Annotated in this window: 11 protein-coding genes and 1 tRNA gene; 9 read left to right on the plus strand and 3 right to left on the minus strand. The window is 68.2% G+C overall.

The features are described from left to right. Window positions 1-10: 10 nt before the first annotated feature. Together gltB and MHY30_RS06840 are read left to right on the plus strand one after the other, a co-directional pair. Entirely contained in the window at window positions 11-4,588 is a 4,578-nt protein-coding gene (gltB, locus tag MHY30_RS06835; protein WP_239276125.1) for a glutamate synthase large subunit, read from the plus strand. After that, on the plus strand, window positions 4,581-6,047 hold the full coding sequence (locus tag MHY30_RS06840) for a glutamate synthase subunit beta (RefSeq protein WP_239276126.1): 1,467 nt from the start codon (window positions 4,581-4,583) through the stop codon (window positions 6,045-6,047). The genes gltB and MHY30_RS06840 overlap by 8 nt, the downstream gene beginning before the upstream one ends. Window positions 6,048-6,183: 136 nt before the next feature. Here MHY30_RS06840 and MHY30_RS06845 read toward each other — a convergent pair whose 3' ends face one another. Both MHY30_RS06845 and MHY30_RS06850 read right to left on the minus strand, forming a co-directional pair. Beyond that, the gene (locus MHY30_RS06845; RefSeq protein ID WP_239276127.1) at window positions 6,184-6,453 is read right to left on the minus strand and encodes a hypothetical protein; all 270 of its coding nucleotides are present in this window, start codon (window positions 6,451-6,453) and stop codon (window positions 6,184-6,186) included. Window positions 6,454-6,538: 85 nt separating this feature from the next. Then, window positions 6,539-7,387: a hypothetical protein gene (locus MHY30_RS06850; protein WP_239276128.1), complete on the minus strand. Its 849-nt coding sequence runs from the start codon at window positions 7,385-7,387 to the stop codon at window positions 6,539-6,541. Window positions 7,388-7,708: 321 nt separating this feature from the next. Between MHY30_RS06850 and pyk the strand changes: the two genes are divergently transcribed. From pyk to MHY30_RS06865, 3 genes are all read left to right on the plus strand, one after another. Further along, a complete protein-coding gene (gene pyk / locus MHY30_RS06855; protein WP_239276129.1) occupies window positions 7,709-9,154 on the plus strand; it encodes a pyruvate kinase in 1,446 nt (481 codons plus the stop codon). Window positions 9,155-9,205: 51 nt separating this feature from the next. Next, window positions 9,206-9,288, plus strand: a tRNA-Leu gene (locus MHY30_RS06860). Between the two features lie 124 nt (window positions 9,289-9,412). Continuing rightward, complete coding sequence (locus tag MHY30_RS06865; protein WP_239276130.1) at window positions 9,413-10,033, plus strand: ANTAR domain-containing response regulator; 621 nt, start codon at window positions 9,413-9,415, stop codon at window positions 10,031-10,033. Window positions 10,034-10,088: 55 nt separating this feature from the next. Here the strand turns inward: MHY30_RS06865 and MHY30_RS06870 are convergent, their stop codons facing one another. Continuing rightward, window positions 10,089-10,520, minus strand: a complete 432-nt coding sequence (locus MHY30_RS06870) for a hotdog fold thioesterase (RefSeq protein ID WP_239276131.1) — start codon at window positions 10,518-10,520, stop codon at window positions 10,089-10,091. Window positions 10,521-10,579: 59 nt separating this feature from the next. Here MHY30_RS06870 and polA point away from each other — a divergent pair, with 59 nt between their 5' ends. The 4 genes from polA to MHY30_RS06890 all read left to right on the plus strand — a co-directional run bounded on the left by polA (window position 10,580) and on the right by MHY30_RS06890 (window position 17,562). Further along, entirely contained in the window at window positions 10,580-13,219 is a 2,640-nt protein-coding gene (polA, locus tag MHY30_RS06875) for a DNA polymerase I (RefSeq protein ID WP_239276132.1), read from the plus strand. Between the two features lie 176 nt (window positions 13,220-13,395). Next, the gene (locus MHY30_RS06880) at window positions 13,396-15,072 is read left to right on the plus strand and encodes a DUF885 domain-containing protein (RefSeq protein ID WP_239276133.1); all 1,677 of its coding nucleotides are present in this window, start codon (window positions 13,396-13,398) and stop codon (window positions 15,070-15,072) included. A 94-nt stretch (window positions 15,073-15,166) separates the two neighbouring features. After that, window positions 15,167-16,225, plus strand: a complete 1,059-nt coding sequence (locus tag MHY30_RS06885) for an LLM class flavin-dependent oxidoreductase (RefSeq protein ID WP_239276134.1) — start codon at window positions 15,167-15,169, stop codon at window positions 16,223-16,225. Further along, window positions 16,222-17,562, plus strand: coding sequence for an MFS transporter (locus MHY30_RS06890; RefSeq protein ID WP_239276135.1), 1,341 nt, complete (start codon window positions 16,222-16,224; stop codon window positions 17,560-17,562). The genes MHY30_RS06885 and MHY30_RS06890 overlap by 4 nt, the downstream gene beginning before the upstream one ends. Window positions 17,563-17,605 lie beyond the last annotated feature (43 nt).

The following is a 17,605-nucleotide window of genomic DNA, read 5'->3' on the forward strand; positions in this document are numbered from 1 at the left end:
GACGGTTGGTATGGCTTCGAGCTCCCGTTCCGGCGCCGTCGGCGGCGCCTTCCCCGCCCGGCAGGGCATGTACGACCCGGCGTTCGAGAAGGACGCGTGCGGTCTCGCCATGGTGGCCACGCTCCGCGGCGAGCCCGGGCACGACATCATCGACCTGGCGCTGACGGCGCTGCGCAACCTCGAGCACCGCGGTGCGATCGGTTCGGATGCCGGAACCGGCGACGGTGCGGGCATCCTCACGCAGATGCCCGACGCGTTCCTGCGCGAGGTCGTCGGCTTCGAGCTGCCGCCGATGGGCGAGTACGCCGCGGGCATGGTCTTCCTGCCTCTCGGGCACGAGGAGCGCGCCGCGCAGAAGGCCGGCATCGAGGAGATCGCCCGCGCCGAGAACCTCCACGTGCTGGGGTGGCGCGAGGTGCCGACCGAGCCCGAGAACCTCGGCAAGCTCGCCTTCGACGCCCGGCCCGCCTTCGAGCAGCTGTTCGTGTCGCACCCCGCTGTCGGCGACCAGCCCGCGCTGTCGGGCATCGCGCTGGACCGGCGGGTCTACCGGCTGCGCAAGCGTGCCCGTCACGAGCTCGACGCGTACTTCGTGTCGCTGTCGAGCCGCACCCTCGGCTACAAGGGCATGGTCACGACCCTCCAGCTCGAGCCGTTCTACCCCGACCTGCAGGACGAGCGTTTCGCCTCGGAGCTCGCGGTCGTGCACTCGCGGTACTCCACGAACACGTTCCCGTCGTGGCCCCTCGCCCAGCCGCTGCGCATGCTCGCGCACAACGGCGAGATCAACACCGTCAAGGGCAACCGCAACTGGATGCGTGCGCGCCAGTCGCAGCTGGAGTCCGAGCTGATCGGCGACGTGCGCCCGCTGCTGCCCATCTGCACCGAGGGCGCGAGCGACTCGGCATCCTTCGACGAGGTGCTGGAACTGCTGACCCTCACCGGTCGCAGCCTGCCGCACGCCATCATGATGATGGTCCCCGAGGCCTACGAGAAGCAGGCCGCCATCGACCCCGACCTGCGCGCGTTCTACGACTACCACTCCATGCAGATGGAGCCGTGGGACGGCCCGGCGGCTCTCATCTTCACCGACGGCACGCTCGTGGGCGCCACCCTCGACCGCAACGGTCTGCGTCCCGGCCGCTGGACCGAGACCACCGACGGCCTTGTCGTCATCGGGTCCGAGACCGGCGTGCTGGACTTCGCGCCCGAGCGCATCAAGCGCCGTGGGCGTCTGCAGCCCGGCCGGATGTTCCTGGTCGACACGGCGCAGGGTCGCATCGTCGAGGACGAAGAGATCAAGAAGCAGCTTGCGACGCTCGAGCCCTGGCAGGAGTGGCTCGATGCGGGCCGCGTGCGTCTGTCGGAGCTCCCCGAGCGCGAGCACATCGTGCACCCGATCGCCTCGATCACGCGCCGTCAGCGCACTTTCGGTTACACCGAAGAAGAGGTGCGACTGCTCCTGACCCCCATGGGTCAGAACGGTGCCGAGCCGCTCGGCGCGATGGGCAGCGACGCGCCCGTGGCCGTGCTGAGCGACCGTCCGCGGCTGCTGTTCGACTACTTCACGCAGCAGTTCGCCCAGGTCACGAACCCGCCGCTGGACTCGATCCGCGAAGAGGTCGTCACGTCGCTGTCGCTGGGGCTCGGGCCCGAACGGAACCTGCTCGACTGGGGCCCGGAGCACACGCGCACCGTGACGCTCGACTTCCCCGTGATCGACAACGACGAGCTCGCGAAGATCCAGCACATCGACACCGCTCTGCCGGCGCGCTCGTCGGTGACGATCCGCGGCCTGTACCGCGTCGAGGCGGGGCACAAGGGGCTGCAGAAGCGCCTCACGCAGATGTGCACCGAGGTCGACCAGGCGATCGAGGACGGCACGGAGTTCATCGTGCTGAGCGACCGCGACTCCAATAAGGACCTCGCACCCATCCCGTCGCTGCTCATGCTGGCCGCCGTGCACCACCACCTCATCCGCAAGGAGACCCGGATGAAGGTGGGTCTCGTGGTCGAGGCGGGCGACGTGCGCGAGGTGCACCACGTCGCGACCCTCATCGGCTACGGCGCATCGGCGGTCAACCCGTACCTGGCGATGGAGACGGTCGAGTACCTCGTCCGCGCGGGCTTCATCACGGGCGTCACCCCGCAGAAGGCCGTGAAGAACCTCATCTACGGGCTCGGCAAGGGCGTGCTGAAGATCATGTCCAAGATGGGCATCTCGACGGTCTCCTCCTACGCCGGTGCGCAGGTGTTCGAGGCGGTCGGGCTCTCGCGCGAGTTCGTGGATGCCTACTTCACCGGCACCGAGACCAAGCTCGGCGGCGTGGGTCTGGACGTCATCGCGGCCGAGAACGCCGCGCGCCACGAGTACGCCTACCCCGAGGATGCCGCGGCCCGCGCGCACGAGCGGCTGTGGACCGGCGGCGAGTATCAGTGGCGCCGCGACGGAGCACCCCACCTGTTCAACCCGGACACGGTGTTCCGCCTGCAGCACGCCACCCGCGAGCGTCGCTACGACATCTTCCGCGAGTACACCAAGCTCATCGACGACCAGGCGCACGAGCTAAAGACCCTGCGCGGCCTGTTCTCGCTGCGCACCGGCCAGCGGCCTCCCGTGCCCATCGACGAGGTCGAGCCGGTCTCGGCGATCGTCAAGCGCTTCCAGACGGGAGCGATGAGCTACGGCTCGATCTCCCAGGAGGCGCACGAGGTCCTGGCGATCGCGATGAACCGTATCGGCGGCAAGTCGAACACCGGTGAAGGCGGCGAGGACGTCGAGCGACTGCTCGACCCCGAGCGCCGCAGCGCCATCAAGCAGGTGGCATCCGGTCGGTTCGGTGTGACGAGCCTCTACCTCACCGAGGCGGACGACATCCAGATCAAGCTCGCTCAGGGCGCCAAGCCCGGCGAGGGCGGTCAGCTGCCGCCGGCGAAGGTGTACCCGTGGGTGGCGCGCACGCGTCACGCGACCGCCGGCGTCGGGCTCATCTCGCCCCCGCCGCACCACGACATCTACTCGATCGAAGACCTCAAGCAGCTCATCTTCGACCTCAAGCGCGCGAACCCGTCGGCCCGCATCCACACCAAGCTCGTGAGCCAGTCGGGCATCGGTGCGGTCGCGGCCGGTGTCGCGAAGGCCCTGAGCGACGTCATCCTCGTCTCCGGGCAGGACGGCGGAACGGGCGCCAGCCCGATGAACTCGCTCAAGCACGCGGGCACGCCGTGGGAGCTCGGGCTCGCCGAGACCCAGCAGACCCTGATGCTGAACGGCATGCGGGACCGCGTCGTGGTGCAGGTGGACGGCCAGATGAAGACCGGTCGCGACGTGATCATCGGCGCGCTCCTGGGCGCCGAGGAGTTCGGTTTCGCCACCGCGCCGCTCGTCGTCTCGGGCTGCATCATGATGCGCGTCTGCCACCTCGACACGTGCCCCGTGGGAGTCGCGACCCAGAACCCGGTGCTGCGTCAGCGGTTCACGGGCAAGGCCGAGTACGTCGTGAACTTCATGGAGTTCATCGCGCAGGAGGTCCGGGAGTACCTGGCCGCCCTCGGATACCGTTCGATCGACGAGATCGTCGGGCGCTCCGAGCTGCTCGACGTCAACGGCGCGGTGGAGCACTGGAAGGCGCGGGGCCTCAACCTCGCCCCGATCCTCGAGGGGCCGCGTTTCGCCGACGACGAGCCGCGCCGCCACGGGCGCAACCAGGACCACGAACTCGACGACCACTTCGACGTGCAGCTCATCGAACGGGCGCAGGACGTCATCGCCCACGGCGGGACCGTCGCCATCGATCTGCCCGTGCGCAACACCGCCCGTGCGGTCGGGACCATGCTCGGTCACCACGTCACGAAGGCGCACGGCGAGCACGGGCTCCCGGACGGGGCGATCGATGTGCGCCTCACGGGTTCGGCCGGACAGTCGTTGGGTGCGTTCATGCCCGCGGGCATCACGCTGCGCCTCGAAGGCGACTCGAACGACTACGTCGGCAAGGGCCTGTCGGGCGGCAAGATCGTCGTGCGTCCTCCGCGCGGATCGACCTTCGAGGCATCCGAGAACGTGATCGCCGGAAACGTCATCGGCTACGGCGCCACCCAGGGACAGATGTTCCTGAACGGCGTCGTGGGGGAGCGGTTCCTCGTCCGCAACTCGGGCGCCACCGCGGTCGTCGAGGGCGTGGGCGACCACGCGCTGGAGTACATGACCGGTGGCCTCGCCGTCATCCTCGGGGCGACGGGCCGCAACCTCGGCGCCGGAATGTCCGGCGGACAGGCGTACGTCTACAAGCTGGACACCGACCTGGTGAACCGGGAAGCCCTGGCATCCGGCGAACTCGAACTCGGTCCCCTCGGATCGGGGGATGCCGAGATGCTGCGCGACCTGCTCGAGAAGCACGTCGCCGAGACCGACTCCACGCTGGCCCGTCGTCTGCTCGCAGACTTCGAGGTCGAGGTGGAGAACTTCGTCCGGGTACTGCCGCGCGATTACGCCGCGGTTCTGCAGACCCGCCAGGAGGCGGTCGCCGAGGGGCTCGACCCCGACGGCGACGTCGTCTGGACACGCATTCTGGAGGTGACGGGTGGCTGACCCGAAAGGCTTTCTCAAGGTCACGGAGCGTGAGCTCCCCAAGCGGCGCCCCGTGCCCGTTCGCATCATGGACTGGAAAGAGGTGTACGAGCCGGGCGACTCGGCCGTCATCCGCCGCCAGGCCGGACGCTGCATGGACTGCGGCATCCCGTTCTGTCACAAGGGCTGTCCGCTGGGCAACCTCATTCCCGAGTGGAACGACCTCACGTGGCGCGGGGAGGGTCGCGCGGCGATCGAGCGGCTGCACGCCACGAACAACTTCCCGGAGTTCACGGGCCGTCTGTGCCCCGCGCCCTGCGAGAGCTCGTGCGTGCTGGGCATCAACCAGCCCGCGGTGACGATCAAGCAGGTCGAGGTCTCGATCATCGACGAGGCGTTCTCGAACGGGTGGGTCGAGCCCGAGCCGCCCGAGCGTCTCACCGGCAAGACCGTGGCCGTCGTCGGCTCGGGACCCGCGGGCCTGGCCGCGGCGCAGCAGCTCACGCGCGCCGGCCACACCGTCGCGGTGTACGAGCGCGACGACCGGATCGGCGGACTGCTGCGCTACGGCATCCCGGACTTCAAGATGGAGAAGCGCCACCTCGAACTGCGGCTTCGGCAGATGCAGGCCGAGGGCACTCGCTTCCGCGCGGGCGTCGAGATCGGCACCGACATCTCGTGGAGCGACCTGCGCGCCCGTTACGACGCCGTCGTGGTGGCCACGGGTTCGACCGTGCCGCGTGACCTCGCGATCCCGGGCCGCGACCTCGACGGTGTCCACTTCGCCATGGAGTACCTCGTCGAGGGCAACAAGGCCGTCGCGGGCGACCAGATCCCGCAGCAGATCACCGCCGAAGGCAAGCACGTCGTCGTCATCGGTGGTGGCGACACCGGCGCGGACTGCATCGGCACGGCGCACCGTCAGGGTGCGCTGAGCGTGACGAACCTCGCGATCGGCAAGCAGCCCCCGTCGGAGCGACCGATGGACCAGCCGTGGCCGATGATGCCGAACCTGTTCGAGGTCGCGTCCGCGCACGAGGAGGGGGGCGAACGCACCTATCTCGCGTCCACCGTGGAGTTCCTCGGCAACGAGGCGGGGGAGGTGCGCGCACTGCGCGTGGCCGAGACCGAGTACATAGACGGTCGCCGCGTACCCAAGAGCGGCACCGAGCGCGAGATCCCCGCCGACCTGGTTCTGATCGCCATGGGCTTCACCGGCCCCGAGCGGGAGAACCTGGAGCAGCAGTTGGGCGCGCAGTTCACCAACCGCGGCAACGTCGAACGCGACGCCACCTACGCCACGACCGCCCCGGGCGTGTTCGTGGCCGGTGACGCCGGGCGCGGCCAGTCGCTCATCGTGTGGGCCATCGCCGAGGGTCGCGCCGCGGCCGCCGAGGTCGACACGTTCCTCATGGGCGAAACGGTGCTGCCTGCACCGGTGCGCCCCACCGATGTCGCCATCGGGCTTCTGCCCGCCTGACGCCTGTCACGAACCTCTGGTGTCGATGCGCCGGGAGATACCGCGACGGTAGGGGCAAAGGGGGCGGTGGCGTCGTGGTTCATGGGCCGCACGCCACCGCTCACCGATCTCTGCATCTGTACGTATCTCGCTGACGTCAGCTCAACCAGATGATCCCGTCTGCGTCGGGAAGGCCGTCGAAGCTCTGGGCGGTTGTGTCGTAGACCTCGACGAGCTCCAAAATGATGGCGAGCGACGCCCACTCCTCGGGGTCGTCGTGTGTGACCGGGAATTCATTCCACCGAGGATCGCCCACGCGCTCTGGTGTCACGATTCGCACTCCGAAGCGCCCGGGCCGGATCTGAGGAACACCGTCGAACACCACGCGGAGGGTCGTCCCCTCTTGAGAAACGCTGACGACCTTCATCCCGAGGAGCCCGCCGGCGGGAAACCGATCTCGCACGAACGGTGAGAAATCCAGGGACGATGGTTCTTGGCCGTCCGGGGTAACGTCATCCTGCGACATCGCGAACCCATTGCGGGCAAACTGTTGGGCCGACACAGTACGCCGTGATGACACCCTTCGCGAAGTTGTCAGACTGGCGCGCGAGATCGTAGACGACCCGCACGTCCATTTGCCGGTCGATCGAGCAAGAAGCCATCCAGCATATGTATTTGATCGCGGGGGTTTGGTAATAGATGTTGGATCCGCTGACGGTGCGAGAGCGCGGGAACATGGTGGTCTTCTTGATCATGGACTGGGTCACACCATGTTTATCCCTGCTGTGGACCCATCCCCAGGTCGACGTGCCGTACCGAAGAACATTCTGAACGTACTTGTTGTCATTCCAGACGAGAAGGCGAGTGTACGCGCTCGTCGATGCGGGCGAGATCACGACTGATGCGGTCTCCACGGAGGCAGCCGTCTGCACGACGAAGTCTCTTGTTGAGGCATCCCCCGGGCGATCCCAGTTCAAAGAATGCTCTTCCCTCCCGGTCAGGCCCGCCTCCTCGAACGCCGGAACGATGTTCTGTCCGAGAGACTCAGCCTCCTCGATGAGTTCGTCGATCGGAACATCCTCGCCGAGCCGTTCCAACGAGCCACCCATCACAGCCACTTCTACCGGTTCAGGCAGGTAAATCTCTGAACCGTCTTCGGGAACGTAAGCCGTAAGTGGTTCACCCACGTTCGCGGGAAGAACCGACTCTTTCCCCATAGGAACGTTCTCTTCAAGGGTGACGACAGTCGTCAAGTCAGAGGGCGAATTGGATGCGCCGGCACAACCCGCCAGCAACGCACTGGCCGTGATCAGTGCGCAGAACACAAAAGTAGAACGCGAGAAAGCGTCGGGATGAAGCAAGTTATCTCCTATCGTCCGGGGGCAAGACGCGGGCGTATGAGGCGCCTACCGCCTTCGGACGTTAGAGCCCGTTCAGTCGCTCCGAGGCACCACATCGCCGCAATGAACGACGCAGACTGCTCCAGGATCGTCCGTAAGTTCACCCACCGGCGGAACTGGTAGGGCGGACACCCCGCCAGCAGGTCAAGGTCCACCCCAAGACGCAATGCACCGACCGCGGCAGGTGGCTGAGTCACCAACTCACGCGGTTCTTCGACAGGCCCTAAGCTGGTGAGGGCCGTTCGGCCACTTCCCGAATATCCTGACGGAGCTTGTAAACGGATGAGACGCGCCAAGATCGTCGCAACCCTCGGCCCCGCCACGTCGTCGTATGAGATGGTTCGCGCCATCATCGACGCCGGGGTGGACGTCGCCCGACTGAACCTGAGCCACGGAGACTACTCCGTGCACGATGCCAACTTCGCCAACGTGCGCAAGGCGGCGGAGGACGCGGGCCGCCCGGTCGCCGCGCTCGTCGACCTGCAGGGGCCGAAGATCCGCCTCGGAAAGTTCGAGAACGGTCCTCACGACCTCGCCGCCGGCGACATCTTCAAGATCACCATCGAAGACATCCTCGGCACGAAGGACATCGTCGGCACGACGTTCAAGGGTCTGCCGCACGACGTGAAGCCCGGTGACTTCCTGCTCATCGACGACGGCAAGGTGCGTGTCGAGGTCGTCGAGACCGACGGCACCGTCGTCACCACGCGGGTCGTCGTCGGCGGTCCGGTGTCCAACAACAAGGGCATCAACCTGCCCGGTGTGGCCGTGAACGTCCCCGCGCTCAGCGAGAAGGACGAGGCCGACCTGCGCTGGGGTCTGCGCGCCGGCGCCGACCTCATCGCCCTGTCGTTCGTGCGCGACGCGCAGGACATCGAGCGCGTGCACGAGATCATGGGCGAAGAGGGCCGGTACATCCCGGTCATCGCCAAGATCGAGAAGCCGCAGGCGGTCGACAACCTCGAAGAGATCATCGACGCGTTCGACGGCATCATGGTCGCCCGCGGCGACCTCGGCGTCGAGCTCCCGCTCGAGGCCGTGCCGATCGTGCAGAAGCGTGCGGTGGAGCTCTGCCGCCGCATGGCGAAGCCCGTGATCGTCGCGACGCAGATGCTCGAGTCGATGATCGAGAACCCGGTTCCGACCCGCGCCGAGACCAGCGACGTCGCCAACGCCGTCCTCGACGGCGCCGATGCGGTCATGCTGTCCGGAGAGACGAGCGTCGGGGCGTACCCGGTCGTGGTCGTGGAGACCATGGCGCGCATCGTTCAGTCGACCGAGGAGCACGGTCTCGAGCGCATCGCCCCCCTGACGAACAAGCCGCGCACGCAGGGCGGCGCGATCACCCTCGCCGCCGTCGAGGTGGCCGACTTCGTGGATGCCAAGTACCTCTGCGTCTTCACCGAGTCGGGCGACTCGGCGCGCCGCATGTCGCGCCTTCGCTCCACGATTCCGATGATCGCGTTCACGCCCGAGCCCGGCATCCGCCGGCGCCTCGCGCTGACGTGGGGCGTGCGCTCGACGCTCGTCGAGCACGTGTCGCACACCGACAAGATGTTCCTCCAGGTGGACGACTACCTGCTGGCCAACGACCTCGCCAAGATCGGTGACAAGGTCGTCGTCATCTCCGGTTCCCCTCCGGGAATCGCCGGATCCACCAACGACCTGCGCGTGCACCGCGTGGGCGATGCCGTGCACGGCGCGGCTCCCGGATATCAGGACAACTGACTCCGACGCGCTGATCGGCCCTGTGCGCTAGGGTCGATCAGCGCGACACCGGCCGGTGTGGCGGAATGGCAGACGCGGGGCACTCAAAATGCTCTGTCCGAAAGGGCGTGTGGGTTCGAATCCCACCACCGGCACGATAAGGGGTGGGCTCCGCTGCGGAGTCGCTCCGATAACCTCTTGGCCCTCGGTTGCGCAAGGGCGCCGCACAGATGCGCACCGTGACGGTGTTCATCGCACCCACAGTCTTAGGATGGAACCGTGACAGATCACGAAGCCGCGCCGGCGAGCGCGCCCACCGCACCCCGTCGCGTCGTCGTGGCGGAAGACGAGTCGCTGATTCGTCTCGACATCGTCGAGATCCTCCGCGATAACGGCTTCGACGTCGTCGGTGAGGCCGGTGACGGCGAGACCGCCGTCCAGCTGGCCACCGAGCTGCGCCCCGACCTGGTCATCATGGATGTCAAGATGCCGCAGCTCGACGGCATCAGCGCGGCCGAGAAGCTCAGCAAGAACCACATCGCCCCGGTCGTGCTCCTGACGGCGTTCAGCCAGAAGGAGCTCGTGGAGCGTGCGAGCGAGGCGGGCGCGCTGGCGTACGTCGTCAAGCCGTTCACGCCGAACGATCTGCTTCCCGCGATCGAGATCGCCCTGGCCCGCTACGAGCAGATCATCACGCTCGAGGCAGAGGTGGCCGACATGGTCGAGCGCTTCGAGACGCGGAAGCTCGTCGACCGCGCCAAGGGCCTGCTCAACGAGAAGATGGGGCTTTCCGAGCCCGAAGCGTTCCGCTGGATCCAGAAGGCCTCCATGGACCGTCGCCTCACCATGCAGGACGTGGCGAAGGCCATCATCGAGCAGCTCGCGCCCAAGAAAAGCTGAACCCCCGTCATCCGAAGAGGGATGCCACCGCGGTGGCATCCCTTTTTCGTTGGGCTCAGCGGGCCGGGGCGTCCTTGATCAGATTGGTGATGCGGATCGTCGAGCATCGGCGGCCCTGTTCGTCGGAGACGGCGATCTCGTGGACGGTGAGGGAGCGGCCGAGGTGGATCGGCGTGCAGACCCCCGTGACGATGCCCGAGGTGGCCGAACGGGTGTGTGTCGCGTTGATGTCGATGCCGACGGCCAGACGCCCGGCACCGGCGTACAGGTTCGCGGCCATCGAGCCCAGCGATTCTCCGAGCACGACGTAGGCGCCGCCGTGGAGCAGCCCGACGGGCTGCGTGTTGCCCTCGACCGGCATCGTGGCGACGCTGCGCTCGACCGAGAACTCGACCCACTCGATGCCCATCTTCTCGGCGAGAGCGCCCATTCCGCGCTGCTTGGCCCAGTCGAGTCCGGAGGTGGTGTCGGGGGTCGTGGAGGTCATCGTCGCCTTCGAGAAGCCGGGGCCGGGGGAGTGTCCGTGGTTCTCGTTACGCTGGACGAGTGACGGATGCCGAAAAGCCTACTCTCCTCGTCGTCGACGGCCACTCGCTGGCCTACCGGGCGTTCTACGCCCTGCCCGTCGACAACTTCTCCACGAAGGACGGCCAGCACACCAACGGCATCTACGGCTTCCTGTCGATGTTCGTGAACCTGGTGAAGGCCGAGAAGCCGACGCACCTGGCCGTCGCGTTCGACACGTCGCGACAGTCGTTCCGCACGCGCGAGTATAGCGAGTACAAGGCCAACCGCAGCGAATCCCCGGTCGAGTTCAAGGGGCAGATCCCCCTGCTGCAGGACTGCCTCCGCGCCCTGAACGTGCCGGTGCTGACGAAGGAAGAGGTCGAGGCCGACGACATCCTCGCGACCCTCGCCACGGAGGCGTCGGCCGAAGGGTTCTCCGTCCTCGTCTGCTCGGGCGACCGGGACACGATTCAGCTCGTCACCGACGACATCACGCTGCTGTACCCGAATGTGCAGGGCGTTTCGCAGCTCAAGCGCTACGACACCGACGCCGTCGTCGAGAAGTATGGTCTGCCGCCGGCGCAGTACCCCGAGATCGCCGCTCTCGTCGGTGAGACGAGCGACAACCTTCCCGGCGTCCCCAAGGTCGGTGAGAAGACGGCCGTGAAATGGCTCACCCAGTGGGGGTCGCTGGAGGCCCTCCTCGACAACGCCGACAAGATCACCGGCGTCGTGGGCAACAACCTGCGCGAGCACCTCGACGACGTCAAGCGCAACCGAGCTCTCAACCGCCTCCTGCGCGACGTCGAGCTCGAGGTCGGTCCGGCCGACCTGGCCGTGCAGCCCATCGACACGCAGGCGGTCCGCGACATCTTCGCGCGCCTGGAGTTCCGCACCCTGCTCCCGCGGGTGTTCGACGCGTTCGGGGCGGATCCCTCGGCGTCGGCCGAAGAGGCGCGCCCCACCGCGACCGCGCCCACCGCCACCGTCCTCGACGCGCCCGGTCTCGCGGCGTGGGCGGCGGATGCGGCAGGGCCGGTGGGAGTGACGCTGACCCTCGTCGGATCACGGCCGACCCGGATCGGCCTCGCCACCGCCGACGCAGCGGCAGAAGCCGAGTGGACGGACGCGATGCGCGATGCGCTCTCCGACTGGCTGGCATCCCCGGCGCCGAAGGTGTTCGCCGCGGCGAAGCCGCAACTGAAGGCTCTGGCGCGCGAAGGCGTCGTGGTCGGGGGGATCGCCGACGACGTGATCCTGGCGGGGTGGCTGGTGCGTCCGAGCTTCCCCGACAAGTCGCTCGCCGATTTGGTCGACCGTTACCTCGGCGAGAAACTCCCCGAGGCCGATCCGACGCAGCTCGTGCCCGAGACCGAGGGCGCCACCCCGGGCCAGCTGTCGTGGTACGTCCGTCGTGTCTCCGAGGCTCAGCGTGCCGACCTGCCCGACCGCGTCGCGGAGGTGCTCGACGACATCGAGCTGCCGACCCTCGAAGCCCTGGCCGACATGGAACTCGCCGGGGTCGCGGTGTCGCACGACAAGCTCGCGCAATTCTCGGGCGAGCTCGCCGCCCGCGCGGAGGAGCTCGCGCAGCAGGCATACGCGTCGATCGGTCACGAGGTCAACCTCGGCTCGCCCAAGCAGCTGCAGGAGGTGCTGTTCGACGAGCTGCAGCTACCGAAGACCCGCAAGACCAAGAGCGGGTACACCACGGACGCCGCGGCCCTCGCCGATCTGCAGGAGAACGCGCATCATCCGTTCCTCGATCTCCTGCTCCGCCATCGCGAGGCGACGAAACTGAAGCAGATCATCGACGCTCTCGACGCGGCGATCGGTGCCGACGGCCGCATCCACACGACGTACGTGCAGACCGGCAGCCAGACGGGGCGCCTGTCGAGCACTGACCCGAACCTGCAGAACATCCCGATCCGCACCGACGAGAGCCGCCGCATCCGCGCCGCCTTCGAGGTGGGCGAGGGCTACGAGACGCTGCTGACCGCGGACTACTCGCAGATCGAGATGCGCATCATGGCGCACCTCTCGGGTGACCCCGGCCTCATCGAGGCATTCAACTCCGGGGAAGACCTGCACCGCTTCGTCGGCTCACGGGTATTCGGCGTGGAGCCGTCCGAGGTCACGCCCGCCATGCGCACGAAGGTGAAGGCCATGTCCTACGGCCTCGTCTACGGTCTGTCGGCGTTCGGTCTGTCCAAGCAGCTGCGGATCGAACAGTCCGAAGCCAAGCAGCTCATGCTCGAGTACTTCGCCCGCTTCGGGGCGGTACGCGACTATCTGCGCGGTTCCGTCGAGCAGGCCCGACAAGACGGATACACCGAGACGATCTTCGGACGCCGGCGACCGTTCCCGGATCTCACGAGCATGAACCGCGTGCTGCGTGAGAACGCCGAGCGCGCGGCTCTCAACGCCCCCATCCAGGGCAGCGCCGCCGACATCATGAAGATCGCCCTGTTCCGCATCCGCGACGAGCTGGCATCCGCGGGTCTGCGCTCGCGCGTGCTGCTGCAGATCCATGATGAGCTCGTCGTCGAGGTGGCGACAGGGGAGTGGGATGCCGTCGAGTCGATCGTGCGCGCGCGCATGGCGGATGCCGCCGATCTCTCGGTGCCTCTCGACGTGCAGATCGGCCGGGGCGGCGACTGGGACGAAGCCGGACACTGACAGCGGCCGACTCCCTGCCGCCGCGAGGTGCAGACGACCTCGGGCCGTGCACGCACGGTTCCGCAGCCGGGTGGTCAGGCACGCAGGCCCTCCCTGGGCTTCGGGGCCCTCTGGCCGTGCACGCACGGTTCCGCAGCCGGGTGGTCAGGCCCTCGGGCCTTCCCTAGGCTCGACCTATGACTGATGCACAACGCACCCCCACGCCGATCGACAGGATCGCTGACGCGTGGGTGGACACTCTGGCCGAGCGTGTGCCGACGCTGGCCACCTACATCGGACGCACTGAGTACAACGACCGCTTCGGCGATTACAGCCCCGAGGGGGCGAACGAGCTCGCCGACCAAGCGCGGGCGACGAAGGCCGCCCTCGACAACGCCACTCCCGTCGACGCGATCGACGAGGTCACGCAGATGGACCTCGGGCGCGAACTCGACCTGCACCTCGAGCTGCACGCGGCCCAGACGCACCTTCGCGACGTGAACGTCATCGCGTCGCCCGCGCAAGACCTGCGGCAGGCGTTCGACCTCATGCCCACCGCCACGGTCGAGGATTGGGCGACGATCGCGGCACGCCTGAAGGCGCTGCCCGGTGCGATCGACGGCTACATCGCGACGCTGCGCGAGGGCATGTCGCGCGGTGTGGTGCCGGCGCGCCGCCAGGTCACCGAGGTCGCGACGCAGATCGCGCGCTACACCGCCGACACAGGCTTCTTCGCCGAGTTCGTCGGCGAAGCCGCCCCCGAGGAGGGGCAGCTCCCCGCCTCGCTCGCACGCGACCTCGACCAGAACGCCGGTGCCGCGCGCGTCGCGTACGACGCCCTGGCATCCTTTCTGTCGTCCGAACTCGCCCCGGTCGCCGGTGAGACCGACGGCGTCGGTCGCGAGCTGTACGCGCTGCATTCGCGCCAGTTCCTCGGCGCGACCATCGACCTCGACGAGACGTACGAGTGGGGCGTCGAGGAGCTCGCCCGCATGGTCGCCGAACAGGAGGCGATCGCCCACGAGATCCTCCCCGGCGCGAGCGTCGAGGAGGCCGTGGCGTTCCTCGAGAAGGACGAATCCCGCAAGCTGCACGGCACCGCCGCCCTGCAGGAGTGGATGCAGCGCACGAGCGACCGTGCCGTCGAAGAGCTGGGTCGCACCCACTTCGACATCGCCGAGCCGATCCGCCGCCTGGAGTGCATGATCGCCCCCACCAAGGAGGGCGGCATCTACTACACCGGCCCGACCGACGACTTCTCGCGCCCCGGCCGCATGTGGTGGTCGGTCCCCGAGGGCGTGGAGTCCTTCGACACCTGGCGCGAGTTGACGACCGTGTATCACGAGGGCGTTCCGGGGCACCACCTGCAGATTGCGCAAGCCGTCTACAACCGCGGAGAGCTGAACTCCTGGCGGCGTCTGCTGGCGGGGACCAGCGGTCACGCCGAGGGCTGGGCGCTGTACGCCGAGCGGCTCATGGAGCAGCTGGGCTATCTCGACGACCCCGCCGACCGCCTCGGCATGCTCGACGGTCAGCGCATGCGGGCGGCGCGCGTGGTTCTCGACATCGGTGTGCACCTCGGCAAGCCGCGGCTCGACGGCGAGGGCGTCTGGGATCACGACTACGCTCTCGCCTTCATGCTGCGAAACGTCAACATGCCCGAAGAGTTCGTCCGGTTCGAGGTCAACCGTTACCTCGGGTGGCCCGGTCAGGCTCCGTCCTACAAGGTGGGTCAGCGCATCTGGGAGCAGGTGCGCGACGAGGCCCGCGAGCGCGCGGGCGCCGATTTCTCGATGAAGGCGTTCCACACGAAGGCGCTCGACATCGGCGGCGTCGGCCTGGACACGCTGCGCGCGGCGCTGGCATCCGCGTGATCCGTGTCGGGGCGTCACCGGCCGGTGGCGCCCCGATTGTCGGGAATAGCGCCGGGGGGCATAAAGTTCATTCATCCGAATGCAAGGAGACGCCATGAACGATCGCCCTCTCGAGCTCGGCCTCGACACTTTCGGAGACATCTCACGCGGCCCCGACGGGAGCCTGCAGTCCGACGCGCAGACCATCCGCAACGTCGTCGAACAAGCGGTTCTCGCCGATCAGGTGGGCCTGTCGTTCTTCGGGGTGGGGGAGCACCACCGCAAGGACTTCGCCGTCACGAGCCCCGAGATCGTGCTGGCGGCCGCCGCCGCGCGCACGACGAACATCCACCTCGGCACCGCCGTGACCGTGTTGTCGTCCGACGATCCGGTTCGCGTGTACGAACGGTTCGCCACCCTGGATGCCGTCTCGAACGGACGGGCCGAGGTGATCCTCGGCCGCGGGTCGTTCATCGAATCGTTCCCGCTGTTCGGCTACGACCTGCGGGACTACGAGCAGCTGTTCGAGGAGAAGCTCGAGCTGTTCTCCCTGCTCCTGGACGAGAAGCCCGTGACCTGGTCGGGTCAGACCCGTGCCGCGCTGCAGGACGCCGATGTTTACCCGAAGACCGAGAACGGCCTGAAGGCGTGGGTCGGGGTCGGGGGTTCTCCGGAGTCCGTGCTCCGCACCGCACGCTACGGCTACGGTCTCGTGCTGGCGATCATCGGCGGTTCCGCGGCCCGGTTCCGGCCGTTCGCCGACCTCTATCGCCGTTCCCTCGCGGAGCTCGGCAAGCCGCAGATGCCCATCTCCGTGCACTCGCCCGGTCACGTCGCCGAGACCGACCAGCAGGCGTGGGAGGAGGCGTACGAGGGCGTCGCAGAACTGAACAACACCATCGGCCGCGAACGCGGGTGGCCCGAGTACAACCGCCTGCGCTTCCAGCACGATGTCGGCCCCGAGGGCTCGATGTACATCGGTTCGCCGGAAACCGTCGCGCGGAAGATCGCCGCGACCGTCCGCGCCCTCGGCAATTCTCGCTTCCAGATGAAGATCGCCAGTGGCTCGATCTCGCACGACCGGCTGATGTCGAGCATCGAGCTGTACGGCACGCGTGTCCTCCCGCTCGTGCACGAGATGCTCGCCGAGACCGAGACGGCCGGCATCCGGTGACCACCACGACCGACGTCGCGCGCATCGCGGACCGCCTCGACGCCCTGCCCTTCACCCGGCGCCATGCGCGGGTGCTGGGCGGGTCGGGTCTGGGCTGGGCCCTGGATGCCATGGACGTCGGCCTCATCTCCTTCGTCATCGCCGCCCTCGCGGCTCAATGGCAGCTCGCTCCGACGGAAGCCTCGTGGATCGCGTCGGCGGGTTTCGCCGGCATGGCCATCGGCGCGAGCCTCGGCGGCCTGTTGGCCGATCGCTTCGGTCGTCGCCACGTGTTCGCCCTGACGCTCCTCGTCTACGGCCTCGCCACCGGCGCGAGCGCGCTCGTCGGGGGGCTGGCGGCGCTGCTCGTCCTGCGGTTCGTCGTCGGTCTCGGGCTCGGCGCCGAGCTTCCCGTCGCGTCGACCTACGTGAGCGAGTTCGCCCCCGCCCGCATGCGCGGACGCCTCATCGTGATCCTCGAGGCGTTCTGGGCCGTGGGGTGGACCGCCGCGGCCGTGATCGGTTACCTCGTCGTGCCGACCTCCGCCGACGGCTGGCGGTGGGCCTTCGCGCTGGGCGCCATTCCCGCCGTGTACGCCCTCATCGTGCGATGGGGGCTGCCCGAGTCGCCGCGCTGGCTGGCGAGCCGGGGGAGGGATGCCGAAGCCTCGGCCATCGTGCGGGATTTCGAAGCCGCGGCGGGCCGGGTGTCGCTCTCTCCCGCCCCGGCCATCGAGGAGCGCGCGGGGCAGGTGCAGCGCACCCGCGTGCGCGACCTGTGGGCACCGCGCCTGCGCGCGCGAACGGCCGCCCTCTGGGTGCTGTGGTTCTGCGTGAACTTCTCGTACTACGGCGCGTTCATCTGGATTCCGACGATCCTCGTGTCGCAGGGGTACGACCTCGTGCGGTCGTTCGGCTTCACGCTCGTCATCACCCTGGCGCAGCTACCCGGGTATGCCGTTGCGGCGTGGCTCATCGAAGCGTGGGGACGCCGTGCGACGCTCGCCGCGTTCCTCGCCGGCTCGGCCGTGGCCGCGGTGTTCTTCGGCACCGCTTCGGGCGAGGCTGCTGTGATCGCCGCGGGCATGGCACTGTCGTTCTTCAACCTCGGCGCCTGGGGGGCGCTGTACGCGGCGACCCCCGAGACCTACCCCACCCCTCTCCGCGCCACGGGATCGGGGTGGGCGGCCGGCGTCGGCCGCATCGCGTCGATCGTCGCCCCCCTGAGCGTGCCCCCTCTGCTGGGGCTGGGTGGCGCGCCGCTGCTCTTCATCGTGTTCGCGGCGTTCTTCGCTGTCGCGGTCGTGGCGGCGCTGTTCCTCCGCGAACAGCGCGGCCGCGCCCTCGCGGAGCGCTGACATCCGGCCACCGACCCGCCGCCTTGGCCAGCCCGCGCCCCCG

The sequence above is a fragment of the Microbacterium sp. ACRRU genome, from assembly GCF_022346945.1.
Taxonomy (GTDB): domain Bacteria; phylum Actinomycetota; class Actinomycetes; order Actinomycetales; family Microbacteriaceae; genus Microbacterium; species Microbacterium mcarthurae.